25 protein-coding genes and 1 pseudogene are annotated in these 24777 nt (G+C 67.6%); 21 read left to right on the top strand and 5 right to left on the bottom strand.

Annotated elements, in window-relative coordinates:
* Positions 1-67: 67 nt before the first annotated feature.
* Both FBY21_RS22315 and rpmE read right to left on the bottom strand, forming a co-directional pair.
* Positions 68-1501, bottom strand: coding sequence for a M48 family metalloprotease (locus FBY21_RS22315; protein WP_142013722.1), 1434 nt, complete (start codon positions 1499-1501; stop codon positions 68-70).
* 156 nt (positions 1502-1657) lie between these two features.
* Positions 1658-1870: a 50S ribosomal protein L31 gene (rpmE, locus tag FBY21_RS22310; protein WP_003453200.1), complete on the bottom strand. Its 213-nt coding sequence runs from the start codon at positions 1868-1870 to the stop codon at positions 1658-1660.
* Between the two features lie 194 nt (positions 1871-2064).
* Here rpmE and FBY21_RS22305 point away from each other — a divergent pair, with 194 nt between their 5' ends.
* The 10 genes from FBY21_RS22305 (at position 2065) to FBY21_RS22260 (ending at position 14808) form a co-directional block, all read left to right on the top strand.
* The gene (locus FBY21_RS22305) at positions 2065-4284 is read left to right on the top strand and encodes a primosomal protein N' (protein WP_142013721.1); all 2220 of its coding nucleotides are present in this window, start codon (positions 2065-2067) and stop codon (positions 4282-4284) included.
* A gap of 123 nt (positions 4285-4407) precedes the next feature.
* Positions 4408-6147: an arginine--tRNA ligase gene (gene argS / locus FBY21_RS22300; protein ID WP_142013718.1), complete on the top strand. Its 1740-nt coding sequence runs from the start codon at positions 4408-4410 to the stop codon at positions 6145-6147.
* 7 nt (positions 6148-6154) lie between these two features.
* Positions 6155-6865 carry an SPOR domain-containing protein gene (locus FBY21_RS22295; protein WP_142013716.1) on the top strand — a complete coding sequence of 237 codons (711 nt, stop codon included), beginning with the start codon at positions 6155-6157 and terminating at the stop codon, positions 6863-6865.
* Between the two features lie 97 nt (positions 6866-6962).
* On the top strand, positions 6963-7493 hold the full coding sequence (hslV, locus tag FBY21_RS22290) for an ATP-dependent protease subunit HslV (protein ID WP_044406703.1): 531 nt from the start codon (positions 6963-6965) through the stop codon (positions 7491-7493).
* Between the two features lie 29 nt (positions 7494-7522).
* The gene (gene hslU / locus FBY21_RS22285) at positions 7523-8860 is read left to right on the top strand and encodes an ATP-dependent protease ATPase subunit HslU (RefSeq protein ID WP_044406700.1); all 1338 of its coding nucleotides are present in this window, start codon (positions 7523-7525) and stop codon (positions 8858-8860) included.
* A 71-nt stretch (positions 8861-8931) separates the two neighbouring features.
* Positions 8932-9303, top strand: a complete 372-nt coding sequence (locus FBY21_RS22280) for a gamma-butyrobetaine hydroxylase-like domain-containing protein (protein ID WP_074973668.1) — start codon at positions 8932-8934, stop codon at positions 9301-9303.
* Between the two features lie 290 nt (positions 9304-9593).
* Positions 9594-11273, top strand: coding sequence for a class II poly(R)-hydroxyalkanoic acid synthase (gene phaC / locus FBY21_RS22275; RefSeq protein WP_044406696.1), 1680 nt, complete (start codon positions 9594-9596; stop codon positions 11271-11273).
* A gap of 152 nt (positions 11274-11425) precedes the next feature.
* Positions 11426-12283, top strand: a complete 858-nt coding sequence (gene phaZ / locus FBY21_RS22270; protein ID WP_044406694.1) for a poly(3-hydroxyalkanoate) depolymerase — start codon at positions 11426-11428, stop codon at positions 12281-12283.
* A 168-nt stretch (positions 12284-12451) separates the two neighbouring features.
* Positions 12452-14134, top strand: coding sequence for a class II poly(R)-hydroxyalkanoic acid synthase (gene phaC / locus FBY21_RS22265; protein ID WP_044406691.1), 1683 nt, complete (start codon positions 12452-12454; stop codon positions 14132-14134).
* 56 nt (positions 14135-14190) lie between these two features.
* Positions 14191-14808, top strand: coding sequence for a TetR/AcrR family transcriptional regulator (locus FBY21_RS22260; protein WP_044406688.1), 618 nt, complete (start codon positions 14191-14193; stop codon positions 14806-14808).
* Positions 14809-14855: 47 nt separating this feature from the next.
* On the opposite strand, the gene FBY21_RS22255 is transcribed toward FBY21_RS22260, so the two are convergent.
* The 3 genes from FBY21_RS22255 to FBY21_RS22245 form a co-directional block, all read right to left on the bottom strand.
* Entirely contained in the window at positions 14856-15623 is a 768-nt protein-coding gene (locus FBY21_RS22255; protein WP_142013714.1) for a phasin family protein, read from the bottom strand.
* 10 nt (positions 15624-15633) lie between these two features.
* Complete coding sequence (locus tag FBY21_RS22250; protein WP_044406681.1) at positions 15634-16074, bottom strand: phasin family protein; 441 nt, start codon at positions 16072-16074, stop codon at positions 15634-15636.
* Between the two features lie 111 nt (positions 16075-16185).
* Complete coding sequence (locus tag FBY21_RS22245; RefSeq protein ID WP_044406678.1) at positions 16186-16461, bottom strand: polyhydroxyalkanoic acid system family protein; 276 nt, start codon at positions 16459-16461, stop codon at positions 16186-16188.
* 127 nt (positions 16462-16588) lie between these two features.
* Between FBY21_RS22245 and ubiE the strand changes: the two genes are divergently transcribed.
* From ubiE to FBY21_RS30360, 11 genes and pseudogenes are all read left to right on the top strand, one after another.
* Positions 16589-17359, top strand: a complete 771-nt coding sequence (gene ubiE, locus FBY21_RS22240) for a bifunctional demethylmenaquinone methyltransferase/2-methoxy-6-polyprenyl-1,4-benzoquinol methylase UbiE (protein ID WP_044406675.1) — start codon at positions 16589-16591, stop codon at positions 17357-17359.
* Positions 17359-17976 (top strand): SCP2 domain-containing protein, encoded by a 618-nt coding sequence (locus FBY21_RS22235; protein WP_044406672.1) that lies wholly within the window; start codon positions 17359-17361, stop codon positions 17974-17976. The genes ubiE and FBY21_RS22235 overlap by 1 nt, the downstream gene beginning before the upstream one ends.
* Positions 17973-19568 (top strand): ubiquinone biosynthesis regulatory protein kinase UbiB, encoded by a 1596-nt coding sequence (ubiB, locus tag FBY21_RS22230; RefSeq protein WP_142013712.1) that lies wholly within the window; start codon positions 17973-17975, stop codon positions 19566-19568. The genes FBY21_RS22235 and ubiB overlap by 4 nt, the downstream gene beginning before the upstream one ends.
* A 73-nt stretch (positions 19569-19641) precedes the next feature.
* Positions 19642-20043: a phosphoribosyl-AMP cyclohydrolase gene (gene hisI, locus FBY21_RS22225; protein ID WP_044406666.1), complete on the top strand. Its 402-nt coding sequence runs from the start codon at positions 19642-19644 to the stop codon at positions 20041-20043.
* Positions 20036-20371, top strand: a complete 336-nt coding sequence (locus tag FBY21_RS22220) for a phosphoribosyl-ATP diphosphatase (protein ID WP_142013710.1) — start codon at positions 20036-20038, stop codon at positions 20369-20371. The genes hisI and FBY21_RS22220 overlap by 8 nt, the downstream gene beginning before the upstream one ends.
* 24 nt (positions 20372-20395) lie before the next feature.
* Positions 20396-20659: a twin-arginine translocase TatA/TatE family subunit gene (locus FBY21_RS22215; protein ID WP_074973657.1), complete on the top strand. Its 264-nt coding sequence runs from the start codon at positions 20396-20398 to the stop codon at positions 20657-20659.
* Positions 20660-20665: 6 nt separating this feature from the next.
* Positions 20666-21160 (top strand): Sec-independent protein translocase protein TatB, encoded by a 495-nt coding sequence (tatB, locus tag FBY21_RS22210; RefSeq protein ID WP_142013708.1) that lies wholly within the window; start codon positions 20666-20668, stop codon positions 21158-21160.
* Positions 21157-21942, top strand: coding sequence for a twin-arginine translocase subunit TatC (gene tatC, locus FBY21_RS22205; RefSeq protein WP_142013706.1), 786 nt, complete (start codon positions 21157-21159; stop codon positions 21940-21942). Before tatB ends, tatC begins: the two co-directional genes overlap by 4 nt.
* Positions 21939-22646 carry a 16S rRNA (uracil(1498)-N(3))-methyltransferase gene (locus FBY21_RS22200; RefSeq protein ID WP_142013704.1) on the top strand — a complete coding sequence of 236 codons (708 nt, stop codon included), beginning with the start codon at positions 21939-21941 and terminating at the stop codon, positions 22644-22646. The genes tatC and FBY21_RS22200 overlap by 4 nt, the downstream gene beginning before the upstream one ends.
* 86 nt (positions 22647-22732) lie before the next feature.
* Positions 22733-23794: pseudogene (locus tag FBY21_RS30365) on the top strand (methyl-accepting chemotaxis protein); the annotation flags it as partial.
* Complete coding sequence (locus tag FBY21_RS30360; RefSeq protein WP_371320947.1) at positions 23789-24652, top strand: methyl-accepting chemotaxis protein; 864 nt, start codon at positions 23789-23791, stop codon at positions 24650-24652. The pseudogene FBY21_RS30365 and the gene FBY21_RS30360, both read left to right, overlap by 6 nt.
* Positions 24653-24777: the final 125 nt, after the last annotated feature.

Raw genomic sequence — 24777 nt, 5'->3', positions numbered from 1 at the left:
GGACGGGCGAGCATACGCAAGAAGCAAGGGGCCTACAAGACTAGGCAGTCACGGCTCGTCAACCCCTCTAACGTACGACTTTCAGCCAATCCCCAGGTTGCACATCACCGATTGGATACAGATTGTTGAGCAATCGTATCCTATTTTCCAGTTCGCGGGTGGAAACCGCAGCGTTTCCGACGGAAATGAAATCTGTCAGATGCTGCCCCTTCCCCACCTTAACCGTACGAATCCGTACCGGTTCGGCGAGGGACGCATCCTGCTCCGTCACTCCACGGAGACTAAGAACGGTGGCCAACACCTGTGCATCGGCATCCCGCAGGGCCGCGTCCTTCTCGGCCCCGGCGACGAAGAGATACGCGCGCGCGTCTCCGAAAGCCACCGCCACGCGTCGGGCCGGCGGGCCAGCGAGCCAGGCCGTCGCCCCGGGCAAGGCGGCGCCGTCCAGGGTTTGCGCTTCCAGTAGATGCCGATCCCCCACGCGAGCACTGAGGAATGCCATCGGCGATAGCCCTGGATCGACAGGTTCCGAACGCAACCCGAGGTAGACGACCCCATCTGGCGAGTAGGCCGTCACGGAATCCGGCTCGCTGACCACTCGCCACCCCGGCGGATAGTCGAGCATCACCCCCAGCGGCCCGTGCGAGAGATGCCGACCACGCAGCACGCCCTGCCCCACCGGCCCACCGATGACCAACCCATCCAGCGCCTGGAAGTAGGCATCGCGATTCCAGACCCCCGAGCCCGTTTCTCGACTCATCAATTGGAGCAGGCGCGCCTCGTGGGCCGGATGCGAATCGAACAGCCCGTGGTAGCCGCCAGCCTGTCGACCGGGATCAGCACGCTCCGAGCGGAGGAAAGCATCCTGGGCCTGGAGCACCTCGATGACCCTCACCAGCGCCTGCGGGTCATAGCCACTGCGCGCGAGGTACTGCAGCGCCAACTCGTCGGCCTGCAACTCCATCTCCCGGCCGTAGCCACGCACCAGTGCCCCGCCCAGGAGTTGCGTCGCATCCGCCACGGCCCCCACCCCGGTGCCCAGCGCCGCCACCTGGCCGATTGCACCCCAGGCCTGGGACTGACTCCGCTGTCGCGCACCATGGCGCGCCGTGACGTGGCCGATCTCATGGGCCAGCACCGCCGCCAGCTCCGCCTCCGACCCCAGGTAGGCCAAAAGCCCCCGGTGCACATAGATGTAGCCGCCCGGCAGGGCAAAGGCGTTGAGATCCGGCGAATCGATCACCGTGAAGATGAAGGCCAGGTCAGGACGATGGCTGTGCCGGGCCACCCGCTCCCCGACCTGCTGGACATAGGCCTGGAGCTGCGCATCCGGGTAGCGGGGGTAGCGTTGCTGCACGTCCTGGTTGTAGCGGATGCCAAGCTCCTGCTCGGCCGCCTCGTCCATCAGCACGAAGTCGTCCCGCCCCGTGGCCGGGTTCACCGCGCACCCGCTCGCCAGTGCCATGCACACGACCAGCAGCAGCCAGGGAAGAAAGGGCATCGCCACCTCGTTGAGGTCCACCGTGCCAGGAGCCGCGGTTCTACGCCGCCCGGCGGCACAGCGTCAATGCCCGGAAGACGGGCATGAAAAAGGCGCCCCTCGGGGCGCCTTTTCGTGCAGCTGGGAGCTCGTTGCGAGCCTCCCGGCGAACGGGCCTTATTTGGCGCCGAACACGCCGAAGCGCTGCTTGAAGCGATCGATACGGCCGCCGGTGTCCAGGACCTTCTGCTTACCGGTGTAGAACGGGTGGCACTCGGAGCACACGTCGAGGCTGATGTTCTTGCCCAGGGTGGAGCGGGTCTTGATGACGTTACCGCAGCTGCAGGTAGCTTCGATCGCTACGTATTCGGGATGGATTTCCGGTTTCATGGCTTGATCCTCAGGTCTGGCGTGCCGCCACCCGACCCTATGTCGAGTACCGCACGGAAACAGGCGCGAGATGATACCAGACCTTCCCCGACGCGCAAGCGCAGCCTGCGCCGAGCGACGCACGGCACCCACCCCGCCGCTTGCGACGGGAACGGCATCCCCCTAGCATCCCCGGGCCCCCACCGGAGTTCCCCGTGCCCAGCCCCATCCTGCGACTCGCCCTGCCCTCGCCCCTGCGCCGCCTGTTCGACTACCGCGCCCCTGCCGGCGTGGCCCCGGCCGCCTTGCAGCCCGGCATACGCGTGCGGGTGCCGTTCGGCCGTCGCGAAGTCATCGGCGTACTGGTGGAAGTCACCGACCGCAGCGAAGTCCCGGAGGACAAGCTCCGCCCCGCACTTGCCCTGCTGGACCGCCAGCCGCCATTGCCGGCGCCGCTGTTCCAGCTCTGCCTGTGGACGGCCCAGTACTACCAGCACAGCCTCGGCGACACCCTTAGCTGGGCACTCCCCGTGCTGCTGCGCCAGGGCGAACCGGCCGAAGCCCGCCAGGAGCGCTTCTGGCACGCCTGCGAAGGCGCCCGCGCCGACGACCCGCGCCTGGCCCGCGCACCACGCCAGCGCCAGGCCCTGGCCATCCTCGCCCAGCACCCCCATGGCGTCGCCCACCAGCTGCTCGCACAGCTGCAGTTGAACAAGGACAGCCTCGACCTGCTGCTGGAAAAGGGACTGGCGCGCGTGGAGACCCGCCGCCACGCCCCTGCGCCGCGCCACGAACACTGGCTGGCCCAGGCCGAACTGCCGCTCAACGGCGAGCAACGGGCCGCCTTCGACGCGGTGCAGTCCTCCTTCGGCCAGTTCAACGCCTTCCTGCTCGCCGGCGTCACCGGCAGCGGCAAGACCGAGGTCTACCTGCAACTGATCCGCGAGACCCTGCAGGCCGGCAAGCAGGCCCTGGTGCTGATCCCCGAGATCAACCTCGGCCCGCAGACCCTCGAGCGCTTCTCCCGGCGCTTCAACGCCCGCGTCGCCCTGCTGCACTCCGCCGTCAACGACCGCGAACGCCTGGACGCCTGGCTCGCCGCCCGCGACGGCGAGGCCGACATCATCATCGGCACCCGCTCGGCCCTGTTCACCCCCATGAAGAACCCGGGGCTGATCATCGTCGACGAAGAGCACGACGCTTCCTATAAACAGCAGGAAGGCCTGCGCTACCACGCACGCGACCTGGCCATCGTCCGCGCCCGCCAGGAGAACGTGCCGATCCTGCTGGGCTCCGCCACCCCCTCCCTGGAAAGCCTGCAGAACGCCTACGCCGGCCGCTACGGCCTGCTGCGGCTGACCCAGCGCGCAGGCGGCGCCCGGCAGCCGCGCTTCCTGCGCCTGGACGTGAAGAGCCGCCCGCTCGACAGCGGCATCTCCGGCCCATTGCAACAGGCCATCCAGCAGACCCTGGAGGCCGGCCAGCAGGTGCTGGTCTTCCTCAACCGCCGAGGCTTCTCACCCACCCTGCTGTGCCACGACTGCGGCTGGATCAGCCAGTGCACCCGCTGCGACGCCCGCATGACCCTGCACCAGCGCCACAACGAGCTGCGCTGCCACCATTGCGGCCATGTCCAGCGCCGCCCGGACAACTGCCCCGACTGCGGCAAGGTCGACCTGCGCCCCATCGGCGCCGGCACCGAGCGCGCCGAAGAACGCCTCGGCATCCTCTTCCCACAGTTCCCCGTGCTGCGCATCGACCGCGACAGCACCTCGCGCAAGGATGCGATGGCCCAACTGTTCGGCACCATCAACAAGGGCGAGCCCTGCATCCTCGTGGGCACCCAGATGCTCGCCAAGGGGCACCACTTCCCCCGGGTCACCCTGGTGGCGATCCTCGACGCCGATGGCGGCCTGTTCTCCGCCGACTTCCGCGCCAGCGAGCGCATGGCCCAGCTCATCGTCCAGGTGGCCGGTCGCGCCGGCCGCGCGGAGGAACCGGGCCGGGTGATCATCCAGACCCACCTGGCCGACCACCCGCTGCTGGTGCAACTCACCGAAGAGGGCTACTTCGCCTTCGCCGAGCAGGCCCTTTCCGAGCGCCGCGCCGCCGGCCTGCCGCCTTTCGCCCACCTGGCCCTGCTGCGGGCCGAAGCGCACAAGCCCGGACAGGCCGAAGCCTTCCTCGACAGCGCCTGTGCCGAAGCCGAACAGCAGTTGGCCGAGCTGCACCTCAGCGGTGTCGAGCTGCTCGGCCCCGTCCCCGCACCCATGGAGCGCCGCGCCGGCAAGCACCGCGCCCAGCTGCTGCTCCAGGCCAACAGCCGCGCCACCCTGCACCGCCTGCTCACGCCCTGGTCCCAGGCCCTGGAACAGCTCCCCGGCGGCCGGGCCGTACGCTGGTCCCTGGATGTCGACCCGATCGACCTGTTCTGACGCGACCCACCGTCACAGGCGCCCCTCGGCGCCTGGCGCTTGAAGCGGCGGGCACTGCACGCCGATAATGCGCGGTTTTCAACCAGCGCCACGGCGCCGCCGACTTCCGGCCGAGAGCAGAACATGAAAGACACCATTCGCCAGCTGATCCAGCACGCCCTGAACCGTCTCGCCAGCGAAGGCGTACTGCCCGAAGGCCTGACCCCCACCATCCAGGTGGAAAACACCAAGGACAAGACCCACGGCGACTTCGCCAGCAACATCGCCATGATGCTGGCCAAGCCCGCCGGCCTGAAGCCGCGCGACCTGGCCGAGAAGCTGATCGCCGCCCTGCCCCAGGACGACCAGGTGAGCAAAGTGGAGATCGCCGGCCCCGGCTTCCTCAACTTCTTCCAGAACACCCAGGCCCTGGCCCAGCGCCTGGACGCCGCCCTGGCTGACGCCCACCTCGGCGTGCGCAAGGCCGGCCCGGCCCAGCGCGTGGTGGTCGACCTCTCCGCCCCCAACCTGGCCAAGGAGATGCACGTCGGCCACCTGCGCTCCACCATCATCGGTGACGGCGTGGCCCGCGTCCTGGAGTTCCTCGGCGACGAGGTGATCCGCCAGAACCACGTGGGCGACTGGGGCACCCAGTTCGGCATGCTGCTGGCCTACATGCAGGAGCAGCCGGTGGACAGCGACGCCGAGCTGTCGGACCTGGAAGGCTTCTACCGCGCCGCCAAGAAGCGCTTCGACGAATCCAGCGAATTCGCCGACCGCGCCCGCGAACTGGTGGTCAAGCTGCAGGCCGGCGATGCCGAGTGCCTGCGCCTGTGGAACCGCTTCAACGACATCTCACTCAGCCACTGCCAGGCCGTCTACGACCGCCTGGGCGTGAAGCTGACCATGGCCGATGTGAAGGGCGAGAGCGCCTACAACGACGACCTGCCCAACGTGGTCGCCGACCTGCGCGCCAAGGGACTGCTCACCGAAAGCGACGGCGCGCTGTGCGTGTTCATGGACGAGTTCAAGAACGCCGAAGGCGACCCGCTGCCGCTGATCGTGCAGAAGGCCGGCGGTGGCTACCTCTACGCCACTACCGACCTCGCCGCCACCCGCTACCGCAGCGGCGTGCTCAAGGCCGACCGCGCCCTCTACTTCGTCGACCAGCGCCAGGCCCTGCACTTCCAGATGGTCTTCGCCGCCGCGCGACTGGCCGGCTTCGTACGCCCCGACTTCGAGATGGAGCACATGGGCTTCGGCACCATGAACGGCGCCGACGGCAAGCCCTTCAAGACCCGCGACGGCGGCACCATCAAGCTGATCGACCTGCTCAACGAGGCCGAAGAGCGCGCCTATGCCCTGGTCAAGGAGAAGAACCCGGAGCTGGACGAGGCCGAACTGCGCCAGATCGCCCGCGCCGTCGGCATCGGCGCCGTCAAGTACGCCGACCTCTCCAAGCACCGCACCAGCGACTACAGCTTCAACTTCGAGCAGATGCTGAGCTTCGAAGGCAACACCGCGCCCTACCTGCTCTACGCCTACACCCGCACCGCCAGCGTGTTCCGCAAGCTGGGCAAGGGCGTCGACGAGATCGGCGGGCAGATCATCCTCGCCGCCGAGCAGGAGCAGGCCCTGGCCGCCAAACTGGCGCAGTTCGCCGACATCCTCAACAACGTTGCCGCCAAGGGCGTTCCGCACATCCTCTGCACCTACCTCTACGACCTGGCCGGCCTGTTCTCCAGCTTCTACGAGAACTGCCCGATCCTCGCCGCCGAGGACGAAGCCACCCAGCAGAGCCGCCTGCGCCTCGCCGCCCTCACCGGTCGCACCCTCAAGCAAGGCCTGGAACTCCTCGGCCTGAACACCCTGGAACGCATGTAACGGACCCATGGCGAAGAAGAAAGCAGCCCCCAAACGCGGAGCTAGCCGCTACCAGGCACCGGCGAAGAAACCGGTGCCTGGCTGGGTCTGGCTGGCCATCGGCCTGGTCATCGGCGGCTTCGTGGTCATGCTGATGAAGCTCGAGCCCGGCCGCGACGACATCCGCCGCGCCAAGCCCGAGCAACAGCAGCAGGCCGCCGGCGGCAAGCCCAAGCCCCAGGGCCAGGCCCAGCCCGCGCAGCCCTCGGCGGAGAGCGAGCCGGCCAAGCCGAAGTACGACTTCTACACGCTGCTGCCGGAGTCAGAGGTCATCGTGCCGCCGGACGCCCTGCCCAAGGAGACGCCGGCCACCCCGCCGACGCCCCAGCAGCCGGTGACCCCGGAAGAAGCCGCGAAGATCGACAAGGCACGGGCCGAAGCCGCCCTCGCCGGCCAGGTACCGCCGCCTCCGCCTACCGTGGCCAAGGCGCCGACCACCACCCAGTTCTTCCTCCAGGCCGGCTCCTTCCGCAAGAAGGAAGACGCCGACCGCGTCCGCGCCCAGATCATCCTGCTGGGCCAGAACGTCCAGGTGGAGTCCGGCACCGTGCGCGAGGAAACCTGGTACCGCGTGCTGGTCGGTCCCTTCGCCAGCCGCGAGCAGCTCGCCACCGCACAGAAACAGCTGGCCGGCAGCGGCTTCGGTAATCTCCTGTTGCAACAGCGGCAGGCACGCTGATCGACGAATCACCCCCGCGCGGTTGAAAAGCCGCGCGGGCTCCCCCATCTGGGTTTCCATTCGGGCATTTTCGCCCCGCTGCGTGGAGACTCCTCCCTTGACCACCATCGTTTCAGTCCGCCGCAACGGCAAAGTCGTCATGGGCGGCGACGGCCAGGTTTCCCTCGGCAACACCGTCATGAAAGGCAACGCCAAGAAGGTGCGCCGGCTGTATCACGGCCAGGTGCTGGCCGGCTTCGCCGGCGCCACCGCCGATGCCTTCACCCTGTTCGAGCGCTTCGAAGGCCAACTGGAGAAACACCAGGGCCACCTCGTGCGGGCAGCCGTCGAACTGGCCAAGGACTGGCGTACCGACCGCTCCCTGAGCCGCCTGGAAGCCATGCTGGCCGTGGCCAACAAGGACGCCTCGCTGATCATCACCGGCAACGGTGACGTGGTCGAACCCGAGCACGGCCTGATCGCCATGGGCTCCGGCGGCGGTTTCGCCCAGGCCGCGGCCACCGCCCTGCTGCAGCGCACCGACCTCTCCGCGCGGGAAATCGCCGAGACCGCCCTGAACATCGCCGGCTCCATCTGCGTGTTCACCAACCAGAACCTGACCATCGAGGAGCTGGACAGCGCCGAATGAGCGCCCTGTCCAGCCCCGGAGCGACATCCATGTCCATGACCCCCCGCGAGATCGTCCACGAACTCAACCGCCACATCGTCGGCCAGGAAGACGCCAAGCGCGCCGTCGCCATCGCCCTGCGCAACCGCTGGCGGCGCATGCAGCTGCCCGCCGAACTGCGGGCCGAGGTGACGCCGAAGAACATCCTGATGATCGGCCCCACCGGCGTCGGCAAGACCGAGATCGCCCGGCGCCTGGCCAAGTTGGCCAACGCCCCGTTCATCAAGGTCGAAGCCACCAAGTTCACCGAAGTGGGCTACGTCGGCCGCGACGTCGAGTCGATCATCCGCGACCTGGCCGATGCCGCCGTGAAGATGATGCGCGAGCAGGAGATCCACAAGGTCCGCCACCGCGCCGAAGACGCCGCCGAGGAACGCATCCTCGACGCCCTGCTGCCGCCGGCGCGCAGCGGCTTCGGTGACGAGCCGCAGCGCGAGGACACCAACACCCGCCAGCTGTTCCGCAAGCGCCTGCGCGAAGGCCAGCTGGACGACAAGGAAATCGACATCGAAGTGGCCGAAAACCCGGCCGGTGTCGAGATCATGGCCCCGCCCGGCATGGAGGAGATGACCAGCCAGCTGCAGAACCTGTTCTCCAACATGGGCAAGGGCAAGCGCAAGAGCCGCAAGCTCAAGGTCAAGGACGCGCTGAAGATGGTCCGCGACGAGGAGGCCGCGCGCCTGGTCAACGAGGAAGAACTCAAGGCCCGCGCCCTGGAAGCCGTGGAGCAGAACGGCATCGTCTTCATCGACGAGATCGACAAGGTCGCCAAGCGCGCCAACGTCGGTGGCGCCGACGTCTCCCGCGAGGGGGTGCAGCGTGACCTGCTGCCGCTGATCGAAGGCTGCACCGTCAACACCAAGCTCGGCATGGTCAAGACCGACCACATCCTGTTCATCGCCTCCGGCGCCTTCCACCTGGCCAAGCCCAGCGACCTGGTGCCCGAGCTGCAAGGTCGCCTGCCGATCCGCGTGGAACTCAAGGCCCTCTCCCCGGAGGACTTCGAGCGCATCCTCACCGAACCCCATGCCTCGCTCACCGAGCAGTACACCGCACTGCTGAAGACCGAGGGCCTGAACGTCGAGTTCGCCCCCGAGGGCATCAAGCGCCTGGCCGAGATCGCCTGGCAGGTCAACGAGAAGACCGAGAACATCGGGGCCCGTCGCCTGCACACGCTGCTGGAGCGCCTGCTGGAGGAAGTCTCCTTCAGCGCCGGCGACCTCGCGGCCCAGCACGAGGAGGCCCCGATCCGCATCGATGCCGCCTACGTCAACGGCCACCTGGGCGAGCTGGCCCAGGACGAAGACCTGTCGCGCTACATCCTCTAAGCTGTGCGACACACTCGCGTGCCAGCCGCGGCATCCCGCCCGGCTGGCCGCCCCGGTCCGGAGCCCCGCCCATGCGCATCCCCACCGCCATCGCACTGCACAAGGCATCCCGCACCCTGGTGCTCAGCTACGGCACTGAACGCCACAGCCTGCCCGCCGAATTCCTTCGCGTGCATTCCCCCTCCGCCGAGGTACAGGGTCACGGCCAGCCGGTGCTGCAATACGGCAAGCAGAACGTCGCCCTGGTGAAGGTCGAACCCGCCGGCAACTACGCCCTGAAACTGACCTTCGACGACGGCCACGACAGCGGCCTGTTCACCTGGGACTACCTCTACGAACTCGCCACCCGCCAGGACGAGCTCTGGAAGGACTACCTGGCGCAGCTCCAGGCCGCCGGGCGCTCCCGCGACCCCGACGAAAGCGTCGTCCGCCTCATGCTCTGAAGCGGTGCAGGCCCTGGCCCCATCCTGGCCAGGGCGCACGCGGTTAGAGCGCATTTTCTAGATCCCGCCGCCATACTCTTCGACGCACGCCAGCCCCCGGGCCAGCTTGCGCATTCACCTAAACTCGGGTAACCAGAACTGGCAGGTTCCATGCATTTGGCAACCAAAGGTTCACAGAAACAGGCGAAGTTCTCTTCGCACCCCCGGTAACCCGAGCAGTACCAGGCCACGCTTAACTGTCCCGTACAGCAGTTCGCCGGTATCCGTCTCAGGACAATGGAGCGTCGTAGATGAGCAACAAGAACAACGAAGACCTGCAGCGACAAGCCTCGGAGAACACCCTGGGCCTGAACCCGGTGATCGGCATCCGCGGGAAGGATCTGCTGACCTCCGCACGCATGGTCATGCTGCAGGCCGTCAAGCAGCCCTTCCACAGTGCCAAGCATGTCGCCCGTTTCGGCGTCGAACTGAAGAACGTGCTGCTCGGTTCCTCCGACCTGCACCCCGAAGCGGACGACCGCCGCTTCAACGACCCGGCCTGGAGCCAGAACCCGCTCTATCGCCGCTACCTGCAGACCTACCTCGCCTGGCGCAAGGAACTGCACCAGTGGATCGAGCACAGCAACCTGTCAGAGTCCGATACCAGCCGCGGCCACTTCGTGATCAACCTGATGACCGAGGCCATGGCCCCCACCAACACCATGGCCAACCCGGCAGCGGTCAAGCGCTTCTTCGAGACCGGCGGCAAGAGCCTGCTCGACGGCCTCTCCCACCTGGCCAAGGACCTGGTGAACAACGGCGGCATGCCGAGCCAGGTGAACATGGACGCCTTCGAGGTCGGCAAGAACCTCGCCACCACCGAAGGCGCCGTGGTGTTCCGCAACGACGTGCTGGAGCTGATCCAGTACAAGCCCATCACCGAGCAGGTGCATGAACGCCCGCTGCTGGTGGTGCCGCCGCAGATCAACAAGTTCTACGTCTTCGACCTCTCCCCGGAGAAGAGCCTGGCGCGCTTCAACCTGCGCAACGGCATCCAGACCTTCATCGTCAGCTGGCGCAACCCCACCAAGGCCCAGCGCGAATGGGGCCTGTCGACCTACATCGAGGCCCTCAAGGAAACCATCGAGGTGGTGCTGAAGATCACCGGCGCCAAGGACCTCAACATGCTCGGCGCCTGCTCTGGCGGCATCACCACCGTCGCCCTGCTGGGTCACTACCAGGCCATCGGCGAGCAGAAGGTGCACGCCTTCACCCAGCTGGTGAGCGTGCTGGACTTCAACCTCGACACCCAGGTCGCGCTGTTCGCCGACGAGCAGACCCTCGAAGCCGCCAAGCGCCGCTCGTACCAGTCGGGCGTGCTCGAAGGCAAGGACATGGCCAAGGTGTTCGCCTGGATGCGGCCCAACGACCTGATCTGGAACTACTGGGTGAACAACTACCTGCTGGGCAACGAGCCGCCGGTATTCGACATCCTCTACTGGAACAACGACACCACACGCCTGCCCGCCGCCTTCCACGGCGAGCTGGTGGAGATGTTCAAGACCAACCCGCTGACCCGGCCCGACGCGCTGGAAGTCTGCGGCACACCGATCGACCTGAAGAAGGTCACCTGCGACTTCTTCTGCGTGGCCGGCACCACCGACCACATCACCCCCTGGGAAGCCTGCTACCGCTCGGCCCGCCTGCTGGGCGGCAAGTGCGAGTTCGTGCTATCCAACAGCGGCCACATCCAGAGCATCCTCAACCCGCCCGGCAACCCCAAGGCGCGCTTCTCCACCGGCAGCGACATGCCCGCCGACCCGAAGGCCTGGCAGGAGAACGCCACCAAGCACGCCGACTCCTGGTGGCTGCACTGGCAGGCCTGGCTGGCCGAGCGCTCGGGCAAGCTGAAGAAAGCCACGCTGACCCTCGGCAACAAGGCCTACCCGGCCGGCGAGGCGTCCCCAGGAACCTATGTCCACGAGCGCTGATAGCGCCTCGCGCGCATCGTCGCCCCGGCACCCGGACGTGCCGAACCGGTTCGCCGCCCGAATGGGCGGCGGCCTGAGCCGGCTCATCCCCGGCAGTCCAGGCGGAGCCCCAGCCGGCGCCGCCCGCCGTATCCACCCATAGGGGCTCGCGCATGCCGCAACCTTTCGTCTTCCGCACCATCGACCTCGACGGCCAGACCATCCGCACTGCGGTACGTCCGGGCGGCGAACACCTGACGCCGCTGCTGATCTTCAACGGCATCGGCGCCAACCTCGAGCTGGTGTTCCCCTTCGTCCAGGCGCTGGACCCGGACCAGGAGGTGATCGCCTTCGACGTCCCCGGCGTCGGCGGTTCCTCCACCCCCAGCACGCCCTACCGCTTCCCCGGCCTGGCCAAGCTCGCCGCGCGGATGCTGGACTACCTCGACTACGGCCAGGTCAACGCCATCGGCGTCTCCTGGGGTGGCGCGCTCGCCCAGCAGTTCGCCCACGACTACCCCGAGCGCTGCAAGAAGCTGATCCTCGCCGCCACCTCCGCCGGCGCGGTGATGGTGCCCGGCAAGCCCAAGGTGCTGATGCGCATGGCCAGCCCGCGGCGCTACATCCAGCCGTCCTACGGCGTGCACATCGCCCCGGACATCTACGGCGGCGCCTTCCGCCGCGACCCCGGCCTGGCCATGGCCCACGCGAGCAAGGTGCGCTCCTCCGGCAAGCTGGGCTACTACTGGCAACTGTTCGCCGGCCTCGGCTGGACCAGCATCCACTGGCTGCACCGCATCCGCCAGCCGACCCTGGTGCTGGCCGGCGATGACGACCCGATCATCCCGCTGGTGAACATGCGCCTGCTGGCCTGGCGCATCCCCAATGCGGAGCTGCACGTGATCGACGACGGCCACCTGTTCCTGGTGACACGCGCTGAAACAGTCGCGCCGATCATCATGAAGTTCCTCGCCCAGGAGCGGCGGCGGGCAGTCATGCACCCCAAGCCGCTGCTGCCCCGCACCCCCTGAGCCAAATCGCGCCCCAGGATGGGGCCCTTCCCTACCTGAGCGCCGGCACGGTGCAGCCCGCCCGGACTTGAATTTCCCGGGAACTGGTCTGGAATGCACCTGTTGTGCTCGTGGTACGAGCCTTGCTGACCCTCCATGACGATGGACTGATTACGGAGTGTTGCCCCCATGCGAGAGAAAAAGGACTCGGGCGCCTTGCCGGTCCCCGCTAACTTCATGAACGTGCAGAGCGCCATTGTCGGCCTCCGAGGCAAGGACCTGGCCTCGACCGTCCGCACCCTGGCCGTGCACAGCGCCAAGCGCCCGGTGCACAGCGCCCGCCACCTGCTCAAGCTGGGCGGCAAGCTCGGCCGGGTGCTGCTGGGAGACACGCCCTACACCCCCAACCCGCAGGATGCCCGCTTCGCCGATCCGTCCTGGCGGCTCAACCCCTTCTACCGGCGCGGGCTCCAGGCCTACCTGGCCTGGCAGCAGCACCTGATGGAGTGGATCGACGACAGCGAGCTGTCCCCGGACGACCGCACCCGCGCACGCTTCGTGCTGTCGCTGCTCAGCGATGCCGTGGCCCCGTCCAACAGCCTGCTCAACCCGCTGGCGGTCAAGGAGCTGTTCAACACCGGCGGCCTCAGCCTGATCAACGGTGCGCGCCACCTGTTCGACGACCTGCTGCACAACAACGCCATGCCCAGCCAGGTCAGCAAGCATGCCTTCGAAGTCGGGCGGAACCTGGCCACCACACCGGGCTCGGTGGTGTTTCGCAACGAGATGCTGGAGCTGATCCAGTACAAGCCCATGAGCGAGAAGCAGTACCTCAAGCCCCTGGTGATCGTTCCCCCGCAGATCAACAAGTTCTACATCTTCGACCTGACGCCGGAGAAGAGCTTCGTCCAGTACGCCCTGAAGAACGGCCTGCAGGTGTTCGCCATCAGCTGGCGCAACCCCGACGCGCGTCACCGCGAGTGGGGCCTGTCCAGCTACGTGCAGGCCCTGGAGGAAGCCACCGATGTGTGCCGCGCTATCACCGGCAGCAAGGACCTCAACCTGGTCGGTGCCTGCGCCGGCGGCCTGACCATCGCCGCCCTGCAAGGCCACCTGCAGGCCAAGCGGCAGTTGCGCAAGGTCAGCAGCGCCACCTACCTGGTCAGCCTGCTGGACTCCCAGGTGGAAACACCGGCCGCGCTGTTCGCCGACGAGCAGACCCTCGAAGCCGCCAAGCGCCGCTCCTACCAGGCCGGCGTGCTGGATGGCCGCGACATGTCGAAGATCTTCGCCTGGATGCGTCCCAACGACCTGGTGTGGAACTACTTCATCAACAACTACCTGCTGGGCCGCCAGCCACCGGCCTTCGACATCCTCTACTGGAACAACGACAACACCCGGCTACCGGCCGCCATGCACGGCGACATGCTCGACCTGTTCAAGCACAACCCGCTGACCCGCCCCGGCGCGCTGGAAGTGTGCGGCACGCCGATCGACCTGAAGAAGGTCACCGTCGACAGCTTCAGCGTGGCCGGCATCAACGACCACATCACGCCCTGGGAGTCGGTCTACCGCTCCGCCCTGCTGCTAGGGGGCGAGAGCCGCTTCGTGCTCTCCAACAGCGGCCACATCCAGAGCATCCTCAACCCGCCCGGCAACCCCAAGGCCACCCACCTGGAGAACCCCACCCTCAGCTCCGACCACCGTGCCTGGTACTACGACGCGGAGAGCGTCGCCGGCAGCTGGTGGCCGAAATGGCTGGAGTGGATCCAGGCGCGCTCGGGCGAGCAGCGGGAAACCCAGGTGGCGCTGGGCAACCCGGACTACCCGCCGATGGAGGCCTCGCCCGGCACCTACGTACACGTACGCTGAACAGGAAGTCGCCGGACCCGGTGGGCGGGTCCGGCAGAACAGAACAAGAAGGCAGGATGAAGACCCGCGACCGCATACTCGAATGCGCCCTGGCGCTGTTCAACCAGGAGGGCGAACCCAACGTCACCACCCTGGAGATCGCCACCGAGCTGGGCATCAGCCCCGGCAACCTCTACTACCACTTCCACGGCAAGGAGCCGCTGGTGATGGCGCTGCTGGAGCGCTTCCAGGCCGAGACCGAGCCCCTGCTCGACCCACCCGATGGCGCCCGGCTGGACGTGGAGGAGTACTGGCTGTTCCTGCACCTGATCGTCGAGCGGGTGGCGCGCTACCGCTTCCTCTTCCAGGACCTGTCCAACCTGGCCGGGCGCCTGCCCCGGCTCGCACGCGGCATGCGCCACTGGCTGAACGCCCTCAAGCGCACCCTGGCCGCCCTGCTGGCGCGCCTGAAGGCGGACGACCAGCTGGTGAGCGACACCCCCGCCCTCGGCCAGTTGGTGGAGCAGATCACCCTCACCCTGCTGTTCTCGCTGGACTACCAGCGCATCCTCGGCAACGGCGCCGGCGAGAGCCAACTGGTGGTCTTCCAGATCATGATGCTGGTGGCGCCACACCTGCGCCCGGAGGCGCGGATGGCCGTCGAAGGCCTCGCCCGTCGCTACCTGGAAGCCTGAAACGAGAACGCCCGGCATGGGCCGGGCGTTCAGGTGACCTGAGGGGATCAGGCCTGGGGCGTTGCCGCACTCGGCGCATCCGCAGCGGCCGGAGCCGGTGCTGCCGGAGCAGTGGGCGCAGCCGCCGGGGCCGGAGCCGCCGCTTTCGCCGGAGCCGGCTTCTTGGCCGGAGCCTTCTTCGCAGCCGGTTTGGCGGCGGGCTTAGCAGCAGCCGGTTTGGCAGCCGCGGGCTTGGCGGCCGGCTTGGCAGCAGTGGCTTTCGCCGGAGCAGCCTTGGCGGCAGGCTTGGCCGCCGGTTTGGCAGCAGGCTTAGCGGCCGGCTTGGCTGCAGCGGCCTTCGCCGGCGCTGCCTTGGCGGCGGGCTTGGCTGCCGGTTTGACCGCCTTGGCGGAAACACCGGTCAGCTTCTCGATCTGCTTGGTCAGGGCCTCGACCTTGCCGTGCAGTTCCTTCACCTCGTTGCGGCTGGGCACGCCCAGGCGGGAGATGGCGCTGTTCAGGCGCTTGTCGAAAGCCTCTTCCAGCTCGCTCCACTTGCCGAGCGCCTTGTCCTTCACTTCATCGACCCGGGACTTGGCCGAATCCACGCGCGAACCGACACGGGACTTGACGGCATCGACCTGCTTGTCGACTTCGGTCTTGGCCTGCTTCTCGGCCTTCTCGCCATCCTTGACCAGGGTGTCGAACAGCTTGGTGCCGTCGTTGCTGATCTTGGAATAGGCCCCGAGGCCCGCCAACCAGATCTGGCGCGAGTATTTCTCGATCTCGCCGATCCAGGAGTTGGTTTCTTTTGCGGTTTTCTTCTTACCAGCCATCCTGCTCTCCTTATTTGGTTCGCGCGACGTGTTCGAGCAATGCGCTCAACTCATCGAGCTTAGCAGAGAGTGCCTCAACGTCCTGGCGGGAGGGAATCCCGAGGCGATTGAGTGCCACTGCTACGCGGTTGTCGAATGCTTTCTCGATGCGGTCGATCTGGACCTCGACCTTTTCCTTCACGCCCGCCACGCTCTCGAGCACGCTGCCCTTGACCGAATCGAGTTGGCTGTTGGCCGCCTCGACACCGGCATCGACGCTCTTGCGGCCGCGCTTCTCGACGCCTTCGCCGGCCTTGACCAGCTCACGCAGGTAGTCGACGCCTTCCTGGCCGGCCTTGGCGTAGGCGCCTAGGCCCGCCAGCCAGATCTTCCTGGCATAGAGGCGTACGTCGGAAAGAACGGGGGTCTTCTCTACTTCGACTTTCTTCTTGGCGGTGGCTGCCTTGGCCATGGTGCACCTCACGCGGATTGTGGGGGACTCGCCCGGAATCGGGGCTTGGGGTGCACGTTAGCCAGGAAAATTAGAAACCGCATACTAGCCGCAGGACGGGTGCGGCGGCCGTCAGGCCAGGTATTCGTCGAGGGCCTTCTCGATCTCGCGCTTCACGCTGCCGCCCATGGCCGACAGCAGCAGGCCCAGCTTCACCTCGACATTGACCCTGTCGTCGCTCACCTCGATGCGCCCGTCAGCCCCGCTACGACTGAATTCCAGGGTGTCGCCGCGCCACTGGTAACGCACGTCGTACTCGCGCGCCAGGCGCTCGGCGAGCTGCTCGGCCTTCTCCCGCACGGCGGCTTTTCCGAGCTGGTGGGAACGTTCGACGTGGATGCGTGCCATGGGTGTCTCCGGACTGCGACTTAAGGTCGCGCGACTATAGCAGGCCACTCCAGGCGCCGGGCGCAGCCCAAGACAAACCAGGCCGACAAGCCTAGAATGGCCGCCAATTCTATTCCGGGGCAGCGACATGAACGAACCGCGCAAAGGCCACGACGCCGAACCCACCACCCACTTCGGCTACCAGAACGTGCCGGAGAGCCAGAAGGCCGCCAAGGTCGCCGAAGTGTTCCACTCGGTGGCCGCCAAGTACGACCTGATGAACGACCTGATGTCCGGCGGCGTCCACCGGCTGTGGAAGCGCTTCACCATCGAACTGTCCGGCGTGCGCCCGGGCAACCGCGTGCTGGACATCGCCGGCGGCACCGGCGACCTCACCCGCCAGTTCTCCCGCCTGGTCGGCCCCACCGGTGAAGTGGTCCTCGCCGACATCAACGCCTCCATGCTCCAGGTCGGTCGCGACAAGCTGCTGGACAGCGGCGTCGCCGGCAACGTCAGCTTCGTCCAGGCCGATGCCGAGAAGCTGCCCTTCCCCGACAACCACTTCGACGTCGTCACCATCGCCTTCGGCCTGCGCAACGTCACCCACAAGGACGCCGCCCTGCGTTCCATGCTGCGCGTGCTCAAGCCCGGTGGCCGCCTGCTGGTGCTGGAGTTCTCCAAGCCCACCAGCAACCTGCTGAGCAAGGCCTACGACGCCTACTCCTTCACCCTGCTGCCGCTGATGGGCAAGCTGATCACCAACGACGCCGAGAGCTACCGCTACCTGGCCGAATCGATCCGCATGCACCCCGACCAGGAAACCCTCAAGGCCATGATGGTGGAAGCCGGGTTCGAGCGGACCACCTTCCACAACATGACCGGCGGCATCGTCGCCCTGCATCGCGGCATCAAGCCCTGATGCTCACCCAGGCCCTGCTGGCCGGCGCCGAACACGGCCTCAACCGGGTCCTGCGCCTCGACGCCACCGCCCTGCCCCGGCTGTCCCGCCTGGAAGGCAAGGTGATCCGCATCGACTGCCAGGCCCCCGCGCTGGAGCTCTACCTGCTGCCCGGCGGCGACGGCCTGGTCCTCGCCGCCCACTGGGCCGCACCGGCCGACTGCACCCTGCGCGCCCCCGCCGCGAGCCTGCTGCGCCTGGCCCTGAGCAAGGAGAAGACCGCCGTCCTGCACCGCCCCGAGGTGGAACTGGAAGGCGACAGCGCTGCGCTCATGGAACTGGCCGCGGTGCTGCAGGACCTGGAGCTGGACTGGGAATACGAAGTCTCCCGCTGGCTCGGTCCGGTGGGCACCCAACTGCTCGCCGGCCACCTGCGCAGCCGCGCCGGCTGGGCCGGGCAGAGCCTGGACAGCCTGCGCCAGAACCTCGCCGACTACCTCGCCGAGGAATCCCGCACCCTGGTGGGCCAGCGTGAAGCGGAAGCCCGCTTCGCCGAACTGGACCGTCTCAAGATCGATCTCGACCGTCTCGAAGCCCGCATCGGTCGCCTGACCCGGAAAAGTCCCCCAGACGCATGAAGCTGCTCGCCGTCCGCCGCCTGTTGCGCATCCAGAGCGTGGTCATCCGCTACCGCCTCGACGACCTGATATTCGACCTCCCGCTGCCCTGGTGGCTGCGCATGCTCGGCTGCCTGCTGCCCTGGCGCTGGTTCCCCCGGCGCGACCTGCAGCTGACCCGTGGCGAGCGCCTGCGCCTGGCCCTCGAAGGCCTCGGGCCGATCTTCATCAAGTTCGGCCAACTGCTCTCCACCCGCCGTGACCTGCTGCCGCCGGACATCGCCGACGAGCTGGCACGCCTGCAGGACCAGGTCCCCCCCTTCGACCCCGAGCAGGCCGTGCGCCTGATCGAAGAGCAGCTCGGCGCCCGCATCAGCGACGTCTTCACCCGCTTCGACGTCGCCCCGCTGGCCTCCGCCTCCGTGGCCCAGGTCCACGCCGCACGCCTGAAGAGCGGCGAAGACGTGGTGGTCAAGGTGGTGCGCCCGGGCCTCAAGCCGGTGATCCGCCAGGACCTCGCCTGGCTGTTCCTCATCGCCCGCCTGGCCGAGCGTCTCTCCAGCGACGCCCGCCGCCTGCGCCCGGTGGAAGTGGTCAGCGACTACGAGAAGACCATCTACGACGAGCTCGACCTGCTGCGCGAGGCGGCCAACGCCAGCCAGCTGCGGCGCAACTTCGAAGGCTCGCCGCTGCTCTACGTGCCCCAGGTCTACTGGGACTGGTGCCGCCCCAAGGTGCTGGTGATGGAGCGCATCTACGGCGTCCCGGTCACCGACCTGGCCACCCTTGCCGACCAGCGCACCGACCTCAAGCTGCTGGCCGAACGCGGCGTGGAGATCTTCTTCACCCAGGTGTTCCGCGACAGCTTCTTCCACGCCGACATGCACCCCGGCAACATCTTCGTCAGCACCCGCCAGCCCTGGAACCCGCAGTACATCGCCATCGACTGCGGCATCATCGGCAGCCTCACCCCCGAGGACCAGGACTACCTCGCGCGCAACCTCATCGCCTTCTTCAAGCGTGACTACCGCCGCGTCGCCCAGCTGCACATCGACTCCGGCTGGGTCCCGGCGGAAACCCGGGTGAACGACTTCGAAGCGGCCATCCGCACCGTCTGCGAACCCATCTTCGAGAAGCCGCTGAAGGACATCTCCTTCGGCCAGCTGCTGCTGCGCCTGTTCCAGACCGCACGCCGCTTCAACATGGAAGTGCAGCCGCAACTGGTATTGCTGCAGAAGACCCTGCTCAACATCGAAGGCCTCGGCCGCCAGCTCTACCCCGACCTCGACCTCTGGAGCACCGCCCAGCCCTACCTGGAGCGCTGGATGCGCGAGCGCGTCAGCCCCAAGAGCCTGCTGTCCAACCTGCAGGCCCAGGTCGAGCAGGTGCCGCACCTGGCCGGCATGACCCGCGACCTGCTGGAGCGCATGAGCCAGCCCCACGCCAGCGACCCGCCACCACCCTGGCGCCGCTCCAGCGACGGCCTCGCCCCGCGCCTGATCGGCGCCGCCCTGCTGGTGGGCGCGGCCAGTACCGGCCTGGAGCAGCACCTCGCCGCCTGGCCGGCCTGGCTGATGCTGGCCAGTGGTCTATATCTCGTACTTCGCCGATAGCCAAGGCCGCGCCAGCGCTGGCACACTACTGCCCCCGGCCGGGCCCGCACCCGGCCTGCTCGTGGAAACCGACATGAACGACTGGCTGGAAGACATCCACTGGAACGCCGACGGCCTGGTCCCGGCCATTGCCCAGGACCACAAGACCGGACGCATCCTGATGATGGCCTGGATGAACCGCGAATCCCTGGCCCTGACCGTGGCCGAGAACCGTGCCATCTACTGGTCACGCTCGCGCGGCAAACTCTGGCGCAAGGGTGAGGAATCCGGCCATGTGCAGAAGCTCCACGAGTTGCGCCTGGACTGCGACGCCGACGTGATCGTGCTGATGGTCGAGCAGATCGGCGGCATCGCCTGCCACACCGGCCGCGAAAGCTGCTTCTACCGCGTCTACGAGAACGGCGGCTGGAAGACCGTCGACGCGGTCATCAAGGACCCCGACGCGATCTACCACGCAGGACATGCACATGAGTGACACCCTTTCCCGCCTCGCCGAGGTGCTCGAAGCCCGCAAGAACGCGCCGGCCGACTCCTCCTACGTGGCCAGCCTGTACCACAAGGGGCTGAACAAGATCCTCGAGAAGGTGGGCGAGGAATCGGTTGAAACCATCCTGGCCGCCAAGGATGCCGCCACCAGCGGCGACTGCAGCGACCTGATCTACGAAACCGCCGACCTCTGGTTCCACAGCCTGGTCATGCTCGCCGCCCTCGGCCAGCATCCCCAGGCCGTACTGGAAGAACTGGAGCGTCGCTTCGGCCTGTCCGGGCACGCTGAAAAAGCCGCCCGCCAGCCTTCCGCCTAACGAATCGATACGCAGGAGCAAACCATGGGTATTTTCGACTGGAAACACTGGGTGGTCATTCTGATCGTCGTCGTCCTGGTCTTCGGCACCAAGCGCCTGAAGAACCTCGGCTCCGACGTCGGCGAAGCCATCAAGGGCTTCCGCAAGGCCATGAACACCGAAGAGGAGCAGAAGGCCGAGCAGCCCCAGCAGCCCGCCGCCCAGCCGACTGCCGCCCCGCTGAACCAGCCGCACACCATCGACGGCCAGGCACACAAGGTCGAAGAGCCGACTGTGCGCAAGGACTGATGCGCCATGTTCGGCATCAGCTTTGGTGAATTGCTGCTGATCGGCCTCGTGGCCCTGCTGGTGCTCGGCCCCGAGCGCCTGCCGGGTGCTGCACGTACGGCAGGCCTGTGGATCGGCCGCCTGAAACGCAGCTTCAACGCCATCAAGCAGGAAGTGGAGCGCGAGATCGGCGCCGACGAGATCCGTCGCCAACTGCACAACGAGCAGATCATGGCGATGGAGCGGCAGATCAAGGAAAGCATCGTGCCGCCCAGCCTGGAGAACCTGCTGGCCGACCCGGCGCAGCGCGACGAAGCCGCCGAGGCCTCGCCCACCCCGGCCGCCCCGCAGCCGGTACCGGCTCCCGTCGCGGCAGCCAGCGCCCCACCGTCGCCTGCTGCCCAGCCCGTGCCCAGCACGACACCCGCCGCGTCCGGCGCCACGGTCGCCGCCCCGCTGGCGACCCCGCCGGCTGCCACGCCCCCCTCCGCCGAACCGCCACAGCCGCCCCGCCCCCTATGAGCGACCAGAAGCCGGAATACGACCAGGAGATGCCCCTGGTCTCGCACCTCGCCGAACTGCGTACCCGCCTGCTGCGTTGCGTCGCGGCGGTGTTCCTGATCTTCGCCGGGCTGTTCTACTTCGCCCAGAAGATCTACACCCTCGTCTCCGCACCGCTGCGCCAGTACCTGCCGGAAGGCGCGACGATGATCGCCACCGACGTGGCCTCGCCCTTCCTCACCCCATTCAAGCTGACCATGGTGGTGGCGCTGTTCCTCGCCATGCCGGTGATCCTGCATCAGGTCTGGGGCTTCATCGCACCCGGCCTGTACAAGCACGAGAAGCGCGTGGCCATGCCCTTGCTGGTGTCCAGCATCGTGCTGTTCTACTCCGGGATGGCCTTCGCCTACTTCCTGGTGTTCCCGCTGATCTTCCACTTCTTCGCCAGTGTCACCCCCGAAGGCGTGTCGATGATGACGGACATCGCCAGCTACCTCGACTTCGTCATGACGCTGTTCTTCGCCTTCGGCGTCGCCTTCGAGATCCCCGTCGCGGTGGTGCTGCTGATCTGGATCGGCGTGGTCGACGTGGCCTACCTGAAGAAGATCCGCCCGTACGTGATCATCGGCTGCTTCGTGGTCGGCATGATCCTCACCCCGCCGGACATCTTCTCCCAGACCCTCCTGGCCGTGCCCATGTGGCTGCTGTTCGAGGTCGGCGTGTTCTGCGGCGGCCTGGTGCGCCGGCGCAACGACACGCCGGAAAGCGCGCCCGAAGACCAGCCGCCCGCCACCCGCCCGTGAACCTCCTGCTGCTGGAAGAGGGCGATTTCGTCGCCCCCGGCCACGCCCTCCTGCGTGGCCGCCGCCTCAAGCACCTGCATGACGTGCACCGCGCCGAAGCCGGTGACAGCCTGCGGGTCGGCCTGCTCGGCGGCGCCATGGGCGAAGGCCGGCTGACCGTCCTGGAAGCCGACCACGCCGAACTGCAGGTGAGCCTCGACCAGCCGCCGCCGGCCAAGCTGCCGCTGACCCTGCTGCTGGCCCTGCCACGCCCGAAGATGCTCCGCCGCGTGCTGCAGACCGTCGCCACCATGGGCGTGCCACGCCTGGTGCTGCTCAACAGCTACCGGGTCGAGAAGAGCTTCTGGCAGACCCCCTTCCTCGAACCCGCCGCCATCCGTGAGCAACTGATCCTCGGCCTCGAACAGGGCCGCGACACGGTGCTCCCCGAGGTGGTGATCGAGAAACGCTTCAAGCCCTTCGTCGAAGACCGCCTGCCCGCCCTCGCCGCCGGCACCCGTGCCCTGGTCGGCCACCCCGGCCCCTGGCCGGACTGCCCACGGGCCGTGGAAGGCCCCGTCACCCTCGCCATCGGCCCCGAAGGCGGCTGGATCCCCTACGAAGTCGAGAAGCTGCAAGCCACCGGATTCGAAGCGGTGCAACTGGGCGAACGCATCCTGCGGGTCGAGACGGCGGTTACCGCTCTGCTCGCCCGCCTGTTCTGACAGGCGCCCCATCAAGCGCCCCGGCAATCCGCCGATAAACTTCCACCTCCCTCAACCTCTCTGCCGCGTTCGCCAGGAGAAGAAGCATGTCACGCTGGTTCAGTAACCTCAGTGTCAGCCTCAAGCTCGCCATCGGCTTCGGCCTCGTTCTGCTGCTCACCCTGCTCATCACCCTCACCGGTTGGCTCGCCATCGACGAGACCCTGGATCGAGGCCAGAAACTCCAGGACTCGGCCAACCTCAGCGAGCTGGCCAAGGACCTGCAGATCAGCCAGCAGGCCTACCAGCTCAAGCAGGACGCCAACAACGCCGAGCGTGTACGCGCGCGCGTGCAGGCCATCAACGACCACACCCGCACCCTCGAACAGCACTTCACCGACGCCCGCGACCGCGAGCACATGGAGCAGGCCCGCCAGGCGACCCAGGCCTACCAGGCCGCCTTCACCGAGCTCGGCAAGGCCTACCAGACCCGCGAGGGCGCGCGCAGCCAACTGGGCACCAGCGCCGACGCCGCCATGGCCTCCATCGGCAACCTCATTGAGCGCGTCCTCGCCGACATCACCCTCGACGATGCCGGCCGCCTCACCCAGTTCCACGAACTGGCCGACCTGCGCCTCTCAGTAATGCAGGCCCGCTTCCAGGTCCGTGGCTACACCTTCAGCAACGACCCCAGCTTCCAGGACGCCGCCCTGCAAGCCGTGGACGCCGCCCTCGGCAACCAGGCCAAGCTGGCCGCCACCCTGGGCAACGACGACACCGACCTGGCCCGCGTTGGCAGCAACCTCAAGACCTACCGCGACGCCATCAGCGCCTATCGCCGCGCCAACGACAACGCCCAGGCCCAGTTCGACGCCATGGGCCAGCAGGGCCAGCGCCTGCTGGAGATCAGTGCGCGCCTGTACACACAACAGAACGCCAAGCTCGAAGCCGAGACCCGCCAGACCCACGTCATGCTGCTGGTGGCCTCGATCATCGCCCTGGTGCTCGGCTTGTTCGCCGCCCTGCTCATCACCCGGCAGATCACCCAGCCCCTGCGTGACACCCTCGACGCCGCCGAGCGCATCGCCGCCGGCGACCTCAGCCGGGACCTGGTGGTGCAGCGCAGCGACGAGGTGGGCCAGTTGCAGGGCAGCATCCAGCGCATGAACGCCAGCCTGCGCGACCTGATCGGCCGCATCCGTGACAGCGTCACCCAGCTCGCCAGTGCCGCCGAGGAACTCTCCGCCATCACCACCCAGACCAGCGCCGGCGTGAACGCCCAGAAGGTCGAGACCGACCAGGTCGCCACCGCCATGAACGAGATGGCCGCCACCGTCCACGAGGTCGCCCGCAACGCCGAAGACGCCTCCCAGTCCGCCAGCGCCGCCGACCGCCAGGCCCGCGAAGGCGAGACGGCCGTCAACGACGCCGTGCAGCAGATGGATCGCCTGGCCGACGAGGTCACCCGCTCCAGCGACGCCGTCACCCACCTCAAGCAGGAGAGCGAACGCATCGGCAGCGTGCTGGACGTGATCAAGACCGTGGCCGACCAGACCAACCTGCTGGCCCTGAACGCCGCCATCGAAGCCGCCCGAGCCGGCGAAGCCGGTCGCGGCTTCGCCGTGGTGGCCGACGAAGTGCGCGGTCTGGCCCAGCGCACCCAACAATCCACCCAGGAGATCGAAGCGCTGATCGCCGGCCTGCAGAGCGGTGCCCAACGCGCCGCCAGCCTGATGGAAACCAGCCGCGAGCTGACCGACAGCACCGTCGAACTGACCCGCCGCGCCGGCCGCCGCCTGGGCGCCATCGCCGAATCGGTGTCCACCATCCAGGCCATGAACCAGCAGATCGCCGCCGCTGCCGAGCAGCAGGGCGCCGTGGCCGAAGAGATCAACCGCAGCGTGGTCAGCGTGCGCGACATCTCCGAGCAGACCGCCTCCGCCAGCCATCAGACCGCCACCTCCAGCGTCGAACTGGCCCGCCTGGGCGGCAGCCTGCAGGACTTGGTCAGCCGCTTCCGCGTCTGATAGCAAGCCGTCCGGGCCGGCCATCAGACGAAATATCAAACTGCCACCATATTCTTGCCGGCGCCCCGGGGCGCCGGCTACTCTCCCGCCCCCGCGTCACAGGCCGCCGTCTCGGCAGCGCCTTT

Origin of the sequence: Pseudomonas sp. SLBN-26, assembly GCF_006715895.1 — a bacterium.
Taxonomy (GTDB): Bacteria; Pseudomonadota; Gammaproteobacteria; order Pseudomonadales; family Pseudomonadaceae; genus Metapseudomonas; species Metapseudomonas otitidis.
The sequence above is the reverse complement of the archived record's forward strand: the minus strand, read 5'-3'. Positions and strand labels throughout refer to the sequence as shown.

Coding starts and splice junctions, on each gene's coding strand:
- FBY21_RS22315 (WP_142013722.1), bottom strand. CDS start 1,501: ATGCCCTTTCTTCCCTGGCTGCTGCTGGTCGTGTGCATGGCACTGGCG.
- rpmE (WP_003453200.1), bottom strand. CDS start 1,870: ATGAAACCGGAAATCCATCCCGAATACGTAGCGATCGAAGCTACCTGC.
- argS (WP_142013718.1), top strand. CDS start 4,408: ATGAAAGACACCATTCGCCAGCTGATCCAGCACGCCCTGAACCGTCTC.
- FBY21_RS22295 (WP_142013716.1), top strand. CDS start 6,155: ATGGCGAAGAAGAAAGCAGCCCCCAAACGCGGAGCTAGCCGCTACCAG.
- hslU (WP_044406700.1), top strand. CDS start 7,523: ATGTCCATGACCCCCCGCGAGATCGTCCACGAACTCAACCGCCACATC.
- FBY21_RS22280 (WP_074973668.1), top strand. CDS start 8,932: ATGCGCATCCCCACCGCCATCGCACTGCACAAGGCATCCCGCACCCTG.
- phaC (WP_044406696.1), top strand. CDS start 9,594: ATGAGCAACAAGAACAACGAAGACCTGCAGCGACAAGCCTCGGAGAAC.
- phaZ (WP_044406694.1), top strand. CDS start 11,426: ATGCCGCAACCTTTCGTCTTCCGCACCATCGACCTCGACGGCCAGACC.
- phaC (WP_044406691.1), top strand. CDS start 12,452: ATGCGAGAGAAAAAGGACTCGGGCGCCTTGCCGGTCCCCGCTAACTTC.
- FBY21_RS22260 (WP_044406688.1), top strand. CDS start 14,191: ATGAAGACCCGCGACCGCATACTCGAATGCGCCCTGGCGCTGTTCAAC.
- FBY21_RS22255 (WP_142013714.1), bottom strand. CDS start 15,623: ATGGCTGGTAAGAAGAAAACCGCAAAAGAAACCAACTCCTGGATCGGC.
- FBY21_RS22250 (WP_044406681.1), bottom strand. CDS start 16,074: ATGGCCAAGGCAGCCACCGCCAAGAAGAAAGTCGAAGTAGAGAAGACC.
- FBY21_RS22245 (WP_044406678.1), bottom strand. CDS start 16,461: ATGGCACGCATCCACGTCGAACGTTCCCACCAGCTCGGAAAAGCCGCC.
- ubiE (WP_044406675.1), top strand. CDS start 16,589: ATGAACGAACCGCGCAAAGGCCACGACGCCGAACCCACCACCCACTTC.
- FBY21_RS22235 (WP_044406672.1), top strand. CDS start 17,359: ATGCTCACCCAGGCCCTGCTGGCCGGCGCCGAACACGGCCTCAACCGG.
- ubiB (WP_142013712.1), top strand. CDS start 17,973: ATGAAGCTGCTCGCCGTCCGCCGCCTGTTGCGCATCCAGAGCGTGGTC.
- hisI (WP_044406666.1), top strand. CDS start 19,642: ATGAACGACTGGCTGGAAGACATCCACTGGAACGCCGACGGCCTGGTC.
- FBY21_RS22220 (WP_142013710.1), top strand. CDS start 20,036: ATGAGTGACACCCTTTCCCGCCTCGCCGAGGTGCTCGAAGCCCGCAAG.
- FBY21_RS22215 (WP_074973657.1), top strand. CDS start 20,396: ATGGGTATTTTCGACTGGAAACACTGGGTGGTCATTCTGATCGTCGTC.
- tatB (WP_142013708.1), top strand. CDS start 20,666: ATGTTCGGCATCAGCTTTGGTGAATTGCTGCTGATCGGCCTCGTGGCC.
- tatC (WP_142013706.1), top strand. CDS start 21,157: ATGAGCGACCAGAAGCCGGAATACGACCAGGAGATGCCCCTGGTCTCG.
- FBY21_RS30360 (WP_371320947.1), top strand. CDS start 23,789: ATGAACGCCAGCCTGCGCGACCTGATCGGCCGCATCCGTGACAGCGTC.